Annotated in this window: 11 protein-coding genes; 5 read left to right on the top strand and 6 right to left on the bottom strand. The window is 50.4% G+C overall.

Annotated elements, in window-relative coordinates; all coding sequences use genetic code 11:
* Positions 1-112 precede the first annotated feature (112 nt).
* The 5 genes from HCH_RS00055 to HCH_RS00035 all read left to right on the top strand — a co-directional run bounded on the left by HCH_RS00055 (position 113) and on the right by HCH_RS00035 (position 6,912).
* Positions 113-1,681 carry an ABC transporter substrate-binding protein gene (locus HCH_RS00055; RefSeq protein WP_011394013.1) on the top strand — a complete coding sequence of 523 codons (1,569 nt, stop codon included), beginning with the start codon at positions 113-115 and terminating at the stop codon, positions 1,679-1,681.
* A 570-nt stretch (positions 1,682-2,251) separates the two neighbouring features.
* Entirely contained in the window at positions 2,252-3,199 is a 948-nt protein-coding gene (locus HCH_RS00050; protein ID WP_011394012.1) for an ABC transporter permease, read from the top strand.
* Positions 3,196-5,094, top strand: coding sequence for a dipeptide/oligopeptide/nickel ABC transporter permease/ATP-binding protein (locus tag HCH_RS00045; RefSeq protein ID WP_011394011.1), 1,899 nt, complete (start codon positions 3,196-3,198; stop codon positions 5,092-5,094). The genes HCH_RS00050 and HCH_RS00045 overlap by 4 nt, the downstream gene beginning before the upstream one ends.
* Positions 5,091-6,071 (top strand): ABC transporter ATP-binding protein, encoded by a 981-nt coding sequence (locus HCH_RS00040; RefSeq protein WP_011394010.1) that lies wholly within the window; start codon positions 5,091-5,093, stop codon positions 6,069-6,071. Before HCH_RS00045 ends, HCH_RS00040 begins: the two co-directional genes overlap by 4 nt.
* A 313-nt stretch (positions 6,072-6,384) precedes the next feature.
* Positions 6,385-6,912 carry a shikimate kinase gene (locus HCH_RS00035; protein ID WP_011394009.1) on the top strand — a complete coding sequence of 176 codons (528 nt, stop codon included), beginning with the start codon at positions 6,385-6,387 and terminating at the stop codon, positions 6,910-6,912.
* Between the two features lie 71 nt (positions 6,913-6,983).
* Here the strand turns inward: HCH_RS00035 and gyrB are convergent, their stop codons facing one another.
* From gyrB to dnaA, 6 genes are all read right to left on the bottom strand, one after another.
* On the bottom strand, positions 6,984-9,401 hold the full coding sequence (gyrB, locus tag HCH_RS00030; protein WP_011394008.1) for a DNA topoisomerase (ATP-hydrolyzing) subunit B: 2,418 nt from the start codon (positions 9,399-9,401) through the stop codon (positions 6,984-6,986).
* Between the two features lie 23 nt (positions 9,402-9,424).
* Positions 9,425-10,552 carry a DNA replication/repair protein RecF gene (gene recF, locus HCH_RS00025; RefSeq protein ID WP_011394007.1) on the bottom strand — a complete coding sequence of 376 codons (1,128 nt, stop codon included), beginning with the start codon at positions 10,550-10,552 and terminating at the stop codon, positions 9,425-9,427.
* A 20-nt stretch (positions 10,553-10,572) separates the two neighbouring features.
* A complete protein-coding gene (locus tag HCH_RS00020) occupies positions 10,573-11,175 on the bottom strand; it encodes a MarC family protein (RefSeq protein WP_011394006.1) in 603 nt (200 codons plus the stop codon).
* Between the two features lie 73 nt (positions 11,176-11,248).
* Positions 11,249-12,526: an ABC1 kinase family protein gene (locus HCH_RS00015; RefSeq protein WP_011394005.1), complete on the bottom strand. Its 1,278-nt coding sequence runs from the start codon at positions 12,524-12,526 to the stop codon at positions 11,249-11,251.
* Between the two features lie 140 nt (positions 12,527-12,666).
* Positions 12,667-13,770 carry a DNA polymerase III subunit beta gene (dnaN, locus tag HCH_RS00010; RefSeq protein ID WP_011394003.1) on the bottom strand — a complete coding sequence of 368 codons (1,104 nt, stop codon included), beginning with the start codon at positions 13,768-13,770 and terminating at the stop codon, positions 12,667-12,669.
* Positions 13,771-13,872: 102 nt separating this feature from the next.
* Positions 13,873-15,276 (bottom strand): chromosomal replication initiator protein DnaA, encoded by a 1,404-nt coding sequence (dnaA, locus tag HCH_RS00005; RefSeq protein WP_011394002.1) that lies wholly within the window; start codon positions 15,274-15,276, stop codon positions 13,873-13,875.
* Between the last annotated feature and the right edge of the window lie 377 nt (positions 15,277-15,653).

The following is a 15,653-nucleotide window of genomic DNA, read 5'->3' as shown; positions in this document are numbered from 1 at the left end:
AGTACCGAGCCGCTCAGCGCCCCACCAAATGTCGCCCGTAATGTTCAGGTGTAGGGTCAGAAAGGAGAGCCTCGGAGACGCGTAAGTAACGCTTCCGCACAAGGAGAGTATTATGGGCCGGCTGTCAGGCGTTCTGCGCGTCCTCGTTTGCTGCCTCTCATTCTTTGCATTAACTTCACCCAGCGCGGCGCAAACTCCCGCTAATGTTCTAGTCGTCGGCCAGATCGCCGAACCCAAGTCCCTGGACCCCCACGCCGTCACTGCCCTCAATGACTTTCGCATTCTGATCAACCTCTATGACGGCCTGGTGCGTTACAAGGACGGAACCTTGGAGGTAGAGCCAGCGTTGGCGGAGTCCTGGACCATCAGCGACGACGGCAAGATTTACACCTTTACTCTGCGCAAAGGCGTGCTATTTCATGATGGCGCGCCACTCACTGCAGAAGCGGTAAAGTTCAATTTCGAGCGTATGCTTGACGAGAATCATCCTTATCACGACACCGGTCCTTTTCCCTTAGCGTTTTTCTTCAGTCCGATAGAGAAGGTGGAAGCAATCGACGACCTCCAGATTCGATTCGTATTAAAAGCGCCTTACGCTCCGTTTCTATCCAACCTGGCTTACCCTACCGGTCTGATTATCTCGCCTGACTCAGTGAAAAAGTACGCCAAGGATTATGGGCGACATCCTGCGGGAACCGGCCCTTTCCGCTTTGCTGAGTGGGTCAGCAACGCCAAAGTAGTCATTGTCCGCAACGAAAATTATTGGGATGACGCGCCGCCTCTGGAAGCGGTGGTGTTCCGTCCAATCACCGACGCCAACACGCGGATGGCGGAAATGTTATCCGGCGGCGTGGATCTGATGGTGGAAACCCCGCCGGATAATCTGGCTGTGTTCGAGAAAGATCCTGGATTCCAGGTTTATCAACAGGCAGGACCGCATTTATGGTTTTTAATTCTCAACAACAAGAAAGGCCCCTTTGCGGATCGCCGTATGCGTCAGGCGATCAACTACGCTATTGATAAGAAGGCGTTAGTGGAGAACGTGTTGCAAGGCACTGCTGAAATCGCCAAAGGACCCATCCCGCCCGCCTTCGCCTGGGCGTATAACACAAACCTGGATACTTACGCTTATAACCCCGACAAGGCGCGGGCGCTGATCAAGGCGGCGGGGCGCGAAGGCGCGCAGCTCACGTTTTATGTGACGGAAGGGGGCTCAGGAATGCTGGAGCCTGTCGCTATAGGAGCCGCGATTCAGGCGGATCTCGCCAAAGTGGGTCTTCAGGTAAAAATAGTGACTTATGAGTGGAATACCTTTCTCAGCAAAGTGAATCCCGGATTGCCGGGAGACGTCGATATGGCGGAAATGGCCTGGATGACCAACGACCCCGATACCTTGCCTTATCTCGCCTTACGTAGCGACGCCTGGCCGGATAAGGGCGGCTTCAACTCCGGTTACTACGCCAACCCCAAAGTGGACGATTTGCTTGAGCGAGCGCGTCGCGCGACAGACCAGGATGAGAGAGCCACACTTTACAAGGAAATGCAGTTCATCGTAGAGGAAGACGCTCCCTGGGCGTTCATCGCCAATTGGAAGCAAAACGCCGTCAGCAATACACGTGTTAAAAACTTCAAATTGCAACCTTCATTTTTTTTGGATTTAACAGCGGTGAATAAGCTATGAAACTTATCTGGAAAACCTAACCGGCGATCTACTACATACAAACAAGTATTACTGCGTGACTATGATCTTAAACACGCTATCTGTAATTTATTGGTTCGTTAGCTGTCTAATAGTAAATTTCTTTAAAATCATCTTATTAATCTATTTTTTAGATGGAGTTTACACTAGTAACCGGCAAAAGCCGCTTAATTTTTAAGTTAAAATTATCATGAAAATTTATAACGTAATTATTGATCGGCGATCACTTTTTAATAACGGGAAATTGACCGACAATCCTGTCCCAGGAAGATCAAAAAATAGACGCTTTAATCCATTTTTACCGCTATAAAAGTGAAGAAATAGCCCGCGTCTAACCAAGCTATCGCCTCCAAAATAAGCACTTCCAAAAGGACCATTTTCAATGAGCAAAGGAAAAGAAGTCGCGAAAAAACCCATTTACGCCCCAAATTCCCCTCCAAACTCTCCGAGCTGTCACAAGATTTCTTGCAAGGAAAAACACTGGAATACTCGGGAGTTTTTGTCACCTATTCTCCCCCGTTTTCCCATCGCCAAAGAAAAGCTCTGATATCCATGTGGGGCTATATCGCCAAACGTCTCCTTCTCGTCATTCCTGTTCTGTTCGGAATGACCGCAATCGTCTTTTTGATCATGGCCATGATTCCTGGAGATCCCGCCACGGCCATCCTCGGCGCCTATGCGACGCCTGAGAATATCGCCCGAATTAACCGCCAACTTGGGTTAAATCATAGCCTATTTGAACAATATTTCATCTGGTTGGGACACATTCTGCAAGGTGATTTAGGCCGTTCTTACAGCTTGAATCGCCCTGTGTTGGACGAGGTTTTAGAGCGCTTCAGCGCTACCTTGACGCTCGCCGGCGCCTCCTTTTTGCTATGCTCTCTGTTCGGACTATTGGCGGGGATTGTTTCTGCGGCGCGTCAGTTCAGCTGGGCGGACAGACTGATCACATTGTTGGTTTTGATTGGTATTTCAACGCCGTCATTCTGGCTGGGATTGCTGCTTATATTAGTGTTCGCCGTCACGTTGCAATGCCTACCGGCGAGCGGTATGTACGCCATTTACGGCGGCGGCGGTTTTCTAGACTTACTCTCACATCTCGCCTTACCGGCCGTCACGCTGGCGGTCATCGCTACTGGCGTAATCGCCCGCTTAACGCGAGGCGCCATGCTGGAAGTGTTGCGGCAGGACTATATTCGCACCGCTCGCGCCAAGGGACTGAGTGAGCGCCGCGTTATCTATCGCCATGCTTTCAAAGCAGCCTTGGTCGCCATTATCCCAGTATTAGGCATTCAGGCTGGCTTTGTGCTTGGCGGCGCTGTCTATATTGAAACAGTGTTCCAATGGCCGGGAATAGGCCGCATGTTAGTGCAGGCGATCGCGACTCGGGACATCCTGCTCGCACAAGGCGGGGTGTTGGTGGTCGCTACCTCCTACGTCCTTTTTAACCTGGCTGCGGATGTGGCGCAGCATCGACTTGATCCCAGACTGACCTCATGACTCGCTCATCTCGCCCCAGCGCCTGGACCCTGTTCAGGCATAATCACATCGCATTTTTTGGGCTTTGCCTGTTTCTTTTTGTCGCAGTCATCGCTCTGGCGGCCCCGTTATTACCGTTGTCTGCGCCGAATGACACCGCGCCGGCGGAGCGATTACTACGCCCATTAAGCGAGGGACATTTATTGGGGACGGATCATCTGGGAAGAGACCTCCTGTCTCGTTTGATATGGGGGGCGCGCGTCAGCATCGCTGTGGGTTTATCCGCCACGCTGATCGCTTCCGTTATCGGCTCCGCGTTGGGACTGGTCGCAGGCTTTGCGGGAGGACGAACGGATAATGTATTGATGCGCGGCGTTGATATGTTAATGGCTTTTCCATACATTTTACTGGCGTTGGCGATAGTCGCCGCATTGGGGCCGGGATTATCGAACGCTCTCTACGCCATCGCTCTGGTGAATATTCCCTTCTTCGCCCGCAATATCCGAGGCGTCGCTTTGAGTCTGACAAGACGGGATTTTGTCGACGCAGCCAGGCTTTCCGGCAAAGGTCCTGTGCGCATTCTGCTAACGGAAATACTGCCTAATGTAGCTCCCGTCATCGTCATCACCATGTCGACAACCCTGGGCTGGATGATATTGGAAACCGCAGGACTCAGTTTTCTCGGTTTGGGCGCACAACCGCCGCAAGCGGATCTGGGCTCAATGCTGGGGGAGGGACGCAAGTTGCTGTTCACGGCGCCACATGTGTCGGTTATTCCAGGGCTGATGATCTTCGCGCTGGTCATGAGCGTCAATTTGATTGGCGATGGCGTCAGGGACGTGCTTGATCCCAAATTGAAATCCGGTTCTTTAACCCGTCCCGCCGCCATGACGGAAATACAACGCGCACCGAATCAGATATCCTCCGACACCAAGTCACAAAACGCTCTGGCGGTGTGCAATCTATACACCGAGTTTCAGGTTGGGACGGATATATACAAGGCGGTGAACGGCGTCAGCTTTGAGTTGGGAAAAGGGGAGTGTTTGGGGTTGGTAGGCGAATCCGGCTCCGGTAAGTCTGTCACGGCGATGTCGCTGCTCAGGTTAGCGCCTACGCCGCCTGGACGCATCGTAGGAGGCCAAGTCTGGCGGAGCGGGGAAGATCTACTCTCTTTCCCACTGCATCGCATACAGGCGCTCAGAGGCGGGAAAATCGCCTACATATTCCAGGACCCTCTCTCCAGTCTACACCCGCTTTTTAGCGTCGGCGCCCAGGTCGCAGAGGCTATTCAAGCGCACCAGCCTTATTCTCATGCGGAGGCGTGGCGCGCCGCAGTGACCCTGCTTGAACAAGTGCGCCTTCCCAACGCCGCGTCCAAAGCGCACAGTTATCCCCATGAGCTTTCCGGAGGCATGCGACAGCGGGTTTGCATCGCCATGGCTCTCGCCAATCATCCACACATCATCGTGGCGGATGAACCCACTACCGCCCTGGATGTCACGGTACAGGCTCAAGTGTTAAAGTTGATGAACCAACAGCGGACACAAAGCGGCGCGGCGCTTTTGTTCATTACCCATGACTTTGGCGTTGTTTCCGAAATCTGTGATCGCGTGGCGGTCATGTACGCCGGTCGTATCGTGGAAGTGGGCGCCGCCTGGGAGGTATTGAACAGACCCGCTCATCCCTATACCCGCCTTTTGATTGATTGCGTCCCCATTCCAGGTCGAGGCCAACACCGCCTGCCCGCAATTCCTGGCTCTCCTCCCGCGCTAAACAATCTCCCTGTCGGGTGCGCGTTCGCAGAGAGATGTCCTTTCGAGGAAGACGACTGCCGCAACAATGATATTGGTTTACGCTCACTGGGCGATCATCGTTTCGCCCGCTGTATCAAACCCCTATGGAAAGCCGATCCATGAGCGATGCTCTCCTGACCGCCAGCAACCTCACTCGTCACTATGGCGGCGAACGTGATTGGCTTGGACGACGCAAGCCGCTTATTCAGGCCGTACAGGGCGTGGATCTAAGTATTCAGGCCGGCGCCACGCTAGGCATTGTGGGGGAATCCGGTTGCGGCAAGTCCACCCTGGCGCGCATGTTGGTAGGCCTTGATCAACCCAATGCAGGCCACGTGGCGTTACATGGGGGGTCGCGCAATGATTGGGGCCGTGACGGACATCAGCAGCTGCATGCCCAGATCCAGTATGTGTTTCAGGACTCTCTTAGCGCTCTCAACCCCCGTAAAGCGATCAGTGCGATTTTAGAGGCGCCAATGGAGCTTCTACTGGGGATGAAGAAATACGCACGCTCCAGACGTTTACAGGAGCTTATGGAGGCCGTTGGATTACGGCCAGAGCTACTTGAGCGTTATCCTCACGAATTATCCGGCGGCCAGGCGCAACGCGTCGGCATTGCACGAGCATTGGCTGCGCAACCTCAGATCCTGATTCTGGATGAACCGGTTTCCGCGCTGGATGTCTCTATACAGGCCCAGGTGCTGAACCTGCTGCAGGATCTCCAGCAGCGCTATCGCCTCGCTTACGTATTTATCAGCCATGATCTGGCCGTCGTGGAAGCAATCAGCGATATGGTCGCAGTGATGTATTTCGGACGCATCGTGGAACAAGGGCCAGCCAGCGAGCTGTTCCGGTCTCCCAAGCACCCTTACACCCGTTTGCTACTCGACTCTATCCCGCTTCCTGGTAAAAAAGGTTTGCGAGGGGAGAGCGAAACCATAGAGCTTCCCGATCCCGCCGCACCGCCACCCGGCTGCCCGTTCGCTCCCCGCTGCGCCAATGCGCGGGACAAATGTCGCCATGAGCTTCCCAAACTTCGACCTATGGAAGGAGAGGAGCGCATAGCCGCTTGCCATTTTCCTGTGGGGGAGATTCATTGACGCCTTAATGACGGCTCTTCTGGGAGATTTGCCGCAATCAGAGCTCTCATAGATTTATCAGCGGCCATCAGACTTTCCCATTTTATCCTCCTCTGACATGCCAGCTTTTGTCTCTTCAATGGCATAAAATCTATACGTCGTGGAATAAGTCTGAATTGATATGGAGATAACTTAGAACATTGTCCAAAGCCATCGTTGCGTGTTGCCTCTAAGTTAAGACAATTCAGGTATATGCCTAGTCAGAAAACTCTATAATGTCGCTCCCGCGTTGCTTCACCCCCTGTTTAACCTTTTCTGAATATAAGGAGTGAAGATGAGAATTAACGTAATAGGAACCAGTGGCAGCGGAAAGTCCACTTTCAGTAAAAGGCTTTCAAAAAAGCTCGACATTCCTTATATAGAAATGGACGCCCTATATTGGGGGCCTGACTGGCGAAACCATCCAGAAGAAATCTTCAGCGCCCGGGTTGCGCAAGCACTGCAGCAGGAAAACTGGGTATTGGACGGTAATTACAACAGCAGAACGCAGCTAAAGTGGGAGAGAGCGCAGATAGTCGTTTGGATTGACTACTCTTTCCTCCGCACACTCTTCCAAGCAATCAAAAGAGCAATAACCCGCATCATTACAAAAAAGGAACTTTGGGCGGGCACAGGCAATAGAGAGTCATTACGCAAACTGTTCAGCAGGGATTCTATCGTCCTCTGGACCATTACTACCTATAAGAAAAACCGCGAAAAATCCCTGTCGATAATGAGAGACCCGCAATACGGCCACATTCGCTTTATTCGGATTCGTTCTCCAAAAGAGATGGAGAACTGCCTGCTTTCATGGAACTCATAAACAAACGATGGCGAAAAAAAGGGCTGCGATTGCAGCCCTTTTAAATTTTTTAATATAGAGAGGAGAGGTTGTTACACGTCCAAGTTCATAACAGACAGCGCGTTGGTCTGGATGAAGTCACGACGCGGCTCTACATCATCGCCCATCAAAGTGTTAAAGATCTGATCCGCAGCGATTGCATCTTCAATGGTGACTTTCATCATGCGACGCACAGCTGGGTCCATGGTGGTTTCCCACAGCTGCTCAGGGTTCATTTCGCCCAATCCTTTATAGCGCTGAATGTTCAACCCACGCTGAGCTTCCTTCATCAACCAGACCAACGAATCGTCAAAGGTCTCGATAGCCTGGGTCTTTTCACCCCGCTTCACATAAGCGCCAGCCTCAACCAGACCGTCCAGTTTTTCGGCCATATCGGCAATATTGGTGTAAGAGCTGGAGCCAAAGAAGTCCTGGTTGAAGGTGTATTTATAGTCCACGCCATGCTGAACCAGTTCCACCTGAGGCAGGAACAGACTTCTTTCCGCATCTTCCACGACGCTGATAACGTAGTTGTTACCAGTGCTGTTGTCATAGCCCAGCTTCTCATTGAGCAAGGCGACCCAGGTTTCAACGGCGGATTTATCTTTGAGTTGCTCCTGAGTCAGGCGTGGGACGTAGAGAAGCTGATTCAGTACGCCTCTAGGGTAGGCTCTGGACATGCGTTCAATGACGCCTGTCGCCGTACGATAGTCCGTTACCAGTGTCTCCAGCGCAGTGCCAATAATGGGCGGAGCATCCGGATTCACAAACAGTTGTGTGTTTTCAAGCGCACTCTGAGTCAGGTACTGCTGTAGCGCTTTCTCATCCTTAACGTACTGCTCCTGCTTGCCTCTTTTCACTTTGTACAAAGGAGGCATCGCAATAAACACATGGCCGTTCTCGATGATTTCGCGCATTTGTCTGAAGAAGAAAGTCAGCAGCAATGTGCGAATGTGCGAACCGTCCACGTCCGCATCCGTCATGATGATGATGCTGTGATACCGCAGCTTGTTCACATCAAACTCTTCACGGCCAATACCACAGCCCAGAGCTGTAATCAGGGTGCCGACTTCAGCGGAAGACAGCATCTTGTCGAAGCGAGCCTTTTCAACGTTCAGGATCTTCCCTTTCAGAGGCAGGATAGCCTGAGTTTTACGGTCACGCCCTTGCTTGGCGGAACCACCCGCCGAGTCACCCTCCACTATGTACAGTTCAGAGAGAGCGGGATCTTTTTCCTGACAGTCGGCCAGCTTACCGGGCAAACCGGCGATGTCGAGCGCGCCTTTACGACGCGTCATTTCACGCGCTTTTCTGGCCGCTTCTCGGGCGCGAGCTGCATCGATCATTTTGTTGACCACGTTCTTCGCGTCCTGCGGGTTCTCCGCCAGGAAGTCCGCGAAATAGGCATTCATTTCCTGCTCGACCGCAGTCTTAACCTCTGAGGAAACCAGTTTATCCTTGGTCTGCGAGGAGAACTTGGGATCGGGAACTTTAACGGAAATAATCGCAGTCAAACCTTCACGCGCGTCATCGCCGGAAGTGGCTACTTTAGTCTTTTTCAGCATGCTCTCTTTTTCAATGTAGCTGTTAAGAGAGCGGGTGAGGGCGGCTCTAAAGCCAGCCAAGTGGGTGCCGCCGTCACGCTGAGGAATGTTGTTGGTAAAGCAGAAAATATTTTCCTGAAAGGAGTCATTCCACTGCAGCGACACTTCTACAGCGGTGCCGTCTTCTCTTTCTTTCAGGAAGTGGAATACTTTGTTAATCGGGTTTTTGGTCTGATTGAGATACTCAACGAAAGCTCTTAATCCGCCCTCATACTCGAAGGTCTCAGTTTTCGCAGAGCGCTCATCATGCAACGTGATCTTAACGCCAGAGTTCAAAAATGCGAGTTCACGCAGACGCTTGGCCAGAATATCGTAGTGGAATTCGATGTTGTTAAACGTTTCTGCGGAAGGGAAGAAGTGAACTTCCGTGCCAGAACGGTCCGTTTCGCCAACCACGGATAAAGGCGCTTGTGGTACGCCGTGCTTATAAACCTGCTCATGAACTTTGTTGTCGCGGCGGATAGTCAGACGCAGTTCTTTTGAAAGCGCGTTTACTACCGATACGCCCACACCGTGCAGGCCGCCAGATACTTTATAGCTGTTATCGTCAAACTTACCACCGGCGTGCAACATCGTCATGATAACTTCTGCTGCGGAAACGCCCATTTCTTCATGGATATCGACAGGAATGCCGCGGCCATCATCGCTAACCGTGATTGATTCATCGGCGTGAATAGTGATCTTCACTTCTTTACAGTATCCAGCCAGGGCTTCGTCGATAGAGTTATCAACTACCTCGAACACCATGTGGTGAAGACCGGTACCATCATCAGTGTCGCCAATGTACATACCTGGACGCTTTCTTACCGCATCCAGGCCTTTTAACACTTTGATGCTTGAGGAATCATAATTTCCCGATGAGGACATATATCTCTCCTAACCGTCACACGCTAATTGTGGACTTTGGTGACAGCACCCTGTTCCACGTGAAACATTTGCGTGTCGTATTCTTGATTAAAATGGCCGAACAAATATTCTGACTGCTGTTTATCCAGGACCGTCACAAACACCTGGGCCCCTTTCTCCAACATTCTCGTCAACAGTGTTACCTGATTTCCGGTATCCAGCTCCGCTCCAACATCATCAATAAGCACGATGGGCCTTTGATTTGTCCGCCGCCGTAATATTTCTAATTGTGATAAGTACAGGTGAGTTATCAGGGTTTTCTGTTGACCTCTTGATAACACTTCCTTCGCGTGAACCCCACCGACCTTTACTTTAATATCCGCCCGGTGCGGGCCTAAAGTCGTAAATCCTTTTTTTACGTCGCTTTCAACGGACGACGCCAGCTGATCCATATGATTGACATCATTCTGATACCAACCATTGCTTAGCGTAATCGTCAGCTTGTCGCCAATATCCCTGGTTTGTTCACTGGACTCTTTCAGAGATTCGATGAGGATTTCCTTCAGTTCAGCGAAATAAGCGTCTCTATATCGGCTTATCTCATCTGAATACGCTACGTACTGGTTGTCCCACGCACTTAACTCAGAACGGCTAATATTACCACTTTTCAGCAATTTATTCCTTTGCAATAGCAATTTGCGCCAGTTCTGCCAGACCACCTTGAACTGGTGTTCCACGTGAAACACTCCCCAGTCGACAAAGCGACGTCTCTCCCCAGGGCCACCATTAATAAATCCGAAGGTATCGGGCGTAACAATCAGTATAGGAAGCGCCGCCGCCAGCTCAGATAAAGTTCTGGCGCTCTCGCCGTTGATCCTGACCCGGGTCAGCTTGCCTGTTTTCTGGCGGCTAACGCCAATACGGAAAGATTTTCCTGCATCTTCGTTGACGGCTTCGCCAAAGCAGACCATTTCATCGGATAGATGTGAAACAGCGTAGTCCAGCTCTTTAGTACGAAAAGACGCCCCCCGACCCAACAGGTAAACGCCTTCCAAAAGACTACTTTTTCCACTTCCGTTATTCCCGTGAAATAACAGTAATCTCGCAGAGGTATCCAGCTTCAGACTGGAGATATTACGCAAGTTAGTGAATGCAATACGACTAAGACCCATTCAAACAATCCAATCGGGCTTCAGGAAACGTGGGTCAGTTTGGTCAATATAGGTTGCAAGCCGGTCAAGAACATCTCTACCGAAACCGCAATTAAAAGCATACCCATCAGACGTTCTATCGCGATAATGCCCCGCTTACGAAGCACTTTATACAAGAAGGTGGAGCTCATAAGCGTGACCGCGGTGACAGACCAGGCCAGCAACACCACGATGGACCAATCCATCATTCTTTCCGGCTCCCGGGTGGAAATTAAAATCAGCGTCGCTAACGCGGAGGGACCCGCCACAAAGGGGATCGCCAAAGGCACGATAAAAGGCTCGCCATCGGGGAGATCTTCAAGCCACTCTCTCTTGGCGGGGAAGATCATACGCAGCGCGATGATAAATAGTACGATAGCGCCAGCTATACCCACAGACTCTTTGCTCAGGCTGAATATTTTGAGCAGATACTGTCCACAGAACAAAAACACCAACAGAATCGCCAAAGCGATCAACAGCTCTCTGAACAAAACCTTCTTTCTTCTTTTGACGTCTACACGTTCAAGAATACTCAGGAACAAAGGAATATTCCCTAACGGGTCCATGACCACTATCAATAAGGTCAACGCGGATACGATATCCATCAACTTCCCCTTAAACAAAAAAACCTAACACAACAATGTGCTAGGTTCTTCAACTACGCTAGGTGAACCGTCGTTACTGAATCAGGCTGAGCCTTTCATCCATAAACATATCCAGCTCTGGAGCCAGTACATGTACATAACGGTCGAAATACAAAAATTGTTTTAGCAGCAACGCAAACTCCCTAGGAAAGTGCAAACCGTGCTGCTCACCGATTCTCACCAGATCCATCAGAATATTGTTAACTTCATCATCCCCAGTCTGCTGGTCGTAATATATCGGCGGCATATCAGGCGTCATCGCATCCATTTTCTTATAAACGTCGGCAATGTCCGCAGCCAGGTCATCTACGCTTAATTGAGACTTGGTGATGCCTATTCGCGACATAGCATCGGCCATGCCGTGAAAATTCCCCATCATTATCGCAGTGATGAAATCAGACACCGCCTGCCAGGTTCCTGCGCCAATTCGGCCTACTATGCCAAAGTCGATAAACCCGATGCGACCATCTTCCAACACCATCAGGTTGCCAGCGTGAACATCCGCATGAAAAAAGTCGCACTGGGTTAAACTGGCGAACCAGGTATTCATCGCTGTAATCAGCGTCTTTTCCGGATCAGAGCAGTATTTGCGAATAGTTTCCAGATCCGTTAGAGGCACGCCATAGAAGCGCTCCATGGTTAACACTCGCATGGTGCTGGCTTGCTCATATACGGTGGGCACGACCGCTTGATCGTTTCCGCTACTCACCAGAAACTCTCTAAACTCCTTGAGATTGGCCGCCTCCTGATAGAAATCGCATTCTTCCATCATGGTTCGCTGGATCTCTTCCACAATGCCCGATAGCGACGTCCAGGAAAGCTTTGGCGCCAAATATTCGACCACCCGCGCAGCAACGTACAAGAAGTTCAAATCCGTCAGCAGGACATTGCGAACACCCGGCTTTTGAACCTTAATGACCACATCCTCGCCTGTCACCAAACGAGCCGCGTGAACTTGCGCGATAGATGCGGATGCCAGCGGCTTGGTGTCGATATGCGAATATATCGACTGCAATGGCCGCTTGAATTCTTCCTTCAGAATTTTCTCGATTTGCGAATAGGGCAGTGGTTTGGTTTTATCCAAACACAGTTGAAACTCTTCAACATAATCGGCAGGGAAAAATGTTGGTGAACTAGCGATAAACTGCCCCAACTTAATGTATGTGGCCCCCAGTTCTTCAAAAGTCTGTCGCAGAAGCCTCGGCGCAGGCGCGCGATTTCCCTTCAACCAACCAAGGCCAACCTTGGATATGACCGCCGCCGTCTGTCCAATTCTGGCGGCTCCCTTTACTGCGTTAACAATCTTTCCCATAAGCTTTTCCACTCTTGCTGAGATTCAAACTCTGTCTGCATTCAGGGGCGATACATCCTTGCCGAGCGTCATACCCGAGCGGGCGACGCGCCGTGATCTTTCCAGTTCGAACAGATTCACGGCGCTTTCAGTTTAACTGACTATAGCCTCATCGGCATAACAACATAGACAGCATCTCTGGTATCGACGCCTTCCACCAAGGCGCTGCTATTCGCATTAGAAAGAGTCACTTTGACCTGCTCATCATCCAGTGCGTTAAGAACGTCAATCAGATAGCCCACGTTGAAGCCAATTTGCAAAGCTTCATGGGGGTATTCCACTTCCAGGCTATCCTCCGCCTCTTCCTGATCCGGGTTATTTGCAAATACTTTCAACAAACCCTCTTCAAACTGCAGACGAACGCCGCGAATACTTTCATGCGACAAAATACTCGCGCGCGACAGCACACCTTTCAAAAGGACTCTGTCTGCGAGCATCACTTTATCCCCGGACCTAGGGATAACCCTTTGATAATCAGGGAACTTTCCATCAATTAACTTAGAAGTAAAAGTAAAATGCCCTACACTGGCCCGCACGTGGTTATCGCCGAACACCAGAGTACAGGACTCATCTGTATCATTGAGAAGACGACCTAACTCCAAAATCCCCTTACGCGGCACAATAGGTTGGCGCTTTTCACTAACGCCTGTTTGCAGTGACACATTAGCGAGAGCCAGACGATGGCCGTCAGTTGCGACAGTGCGCAGGCCCTGCTCATCCAGCTCCATCAGCATGCCATTCAGATAATAACGAACATCCTGCTGGGCCATAGCGAAAGCTGTCGCATCGATCAGACGCTTGAGTTCTCTCTGCGGCAACGTGACTTTCACACTTTCAGGTTCTTCCTCTACATTAGGGAAGTGCTCCGCTGGCAATGTGGACAATATGAAATGGCTACTGCCATAACGAACATTCAAGCGTCCATCTTTCAGCTCAATACCAATAGCTGCGCCTTCGGGAAGGGCGCGGCAGATATCCGTGAACTTCTTGGCGGGAACGGTGATTCTTGATTCGTGCTCAATGTTTACATCGCTAATTTCTGCGACCAGCTCTACTTCCATATTAGTGCCGGTGATAACCAGCTTTCCGTCTCTGGCGTCAAGCAATACGTTGGCGAGCACTGGCATCGTCTGGCGTTTTTCAACCACTCCAGAAATCATTTGCAATGACGTGACAAGCGCCTCTCTGGTTATAGTGAGCTTCATGTAATATCCCGTTTCTATAAACTCTTAAATCACTGAAAATATTGCTATTTTAAACTAAATTCTTTGGTCGCTATCAAGCTAGCGGCGCACATGCACGCCTAACTAGCTGGTTAACATGCGCATAAAATTCTGATAATCGTCCCGCAGAGTGGGATCGCTTTGTTGAAGTTCTATCATTACCTTGCAGGCATGCAAAACAGTAGTGTGATCACGCCCCCCAAACGCCTCACCGATTTCCGGCAGGCTGTGATTGGTCAGCTCTTTAGCCAGCGCCATGGCCATCTGCCTTGGACGGGTAATTGAGCGGGTGCGACGCTTTGACAGAATATCCGCGATGCGGATTTTGTAATATTCCGCCACTGTTCTCTGGATATTATCGATACTCACCTGTTTCTCATGCAGCGCCAGCAGGTCCTTCAAGCATTCGCGAATAAACGCTGGCGTGATCTCCTGCCCAGTAAAATGAGCATTGGCGATCACCAGCTTCAATGCGCCTTCCAGCTCTCGAACGTTAGAGCGAATTTTCTGCGCAATGAAGAAAGCGGATTCACTGCTTAAGTGGACATTGGCCTGCTCCGCCTTTTTCATCAGAATCGCCACCCGGGTCTCTAATTCCGGCGGCTCGACCATCACCGTTAGCCCCCACCCGAAGCGAGACTTCAGGCGCTCTTCCATGTGATCGATTTCTTTTGGGTAGCGGTCACAGGTCAGAATCATCTGCTGACCACCCTCCAACAGGGCGTTAAAGGTATGGAAAAATTCTTCCTGAGAGCGTTCTTTGCGCGCGAAGAACTGAATATCGTCAATCAGCAACGCATCCACAGACCGGTACAACCGCTTGAACTCGTTGAAAGCATTCAGCTGCAACGCCTTCACCATATCCGCAACAAATCTCTCGGAATGTAGATAAAGAATCTTCGCGTTGGGATTCTTCTTGAAAATGGCGTTACCCACCGCCTGCATCAAGTGAGTTTTCCCCAAGCCAACGCCGCCATATAAGAATAGTGGGTTGTACGCGCTGCCCGGATTATCCGCCACTTGCATGGCCGCCGCCCGCGCTAACTGGTTCGACTTACCTTCAACAAAAGTTTCAAACGTAAAGGTAGGGTTCAGATAGCTCTCATGTTTGATAGCCCCTTCCACCGTGACGTTTCTCTCCCCAGACGGAGCGACATCAGCGATAACAGGCCTGGACGGGGCAGTGGTTCTTGTTGCGCCAACCGCCGAATCCTTACTTGCTTGCTGCCCTTTGCTATTCCCTGTAATACTGCCAATCTTTAAAGAAATACGCGGAGCCTTTTGAGAAGTCAGTTCACTGAGAATCTCATTGATCCTGCCAATATACTTCTCATTAACCCAATCCAGTACAAACCGGTTTGGAGCAAACAAAAGCAGCTCTTCCTCAGAGCCTTTCGCCTGCAAAGGGCGTAACCAAGTGTTGAACTGTTGTGCTGGCAACTCGTCCTCCAAATAACCGAGACATTGATGCCACAGCTCAGACGTCACTTCCAAACCTCCAGAATTCGTACATGCTTGCTCTTTTTTTGCGCAAATTTAAGACGGCGGCTTTCTATATATAGAGAAAACCGAATGTTGATGTTTTTCAGAGAAAACAAAACCCTGTGGCCAAAACCCACATCAGGCGGCTAATAAAAGACGCTTTAGCTCTTCGTCACTCCCCACATAAGCAACGAAAACAGACTGAACCTCAACAGGTAGGGGAAAATTCTAGCTGGAATGACTTTTCTTTACCACCTCGAAAATAAATCTTATTAGAACCCCTGTGGATTATATTTTAATTTAATTTCATAAACTTACGAAGTTACTAACAAGCTTGTTAACATTTTAAGACGTAAAAAAATTTTTAGAACCTTTGCTCATAT

Origin of the sequence: Hahella chejuensis KCTC 2396, assembly GCF_000012985.1 — a bacterium.
Taxonomy (GTDB): domain Bacteria; phylum Pseudomonadota; class Gammaproteobacteria; order Pseudomonadales; family Oleiphilaceae; genus Hahella; species Hahella chejuensis.
Note: the sequence above shows the minus strand (reverse complement) of the source record. Positions and strands in the feature narration are given on the sequence as shown.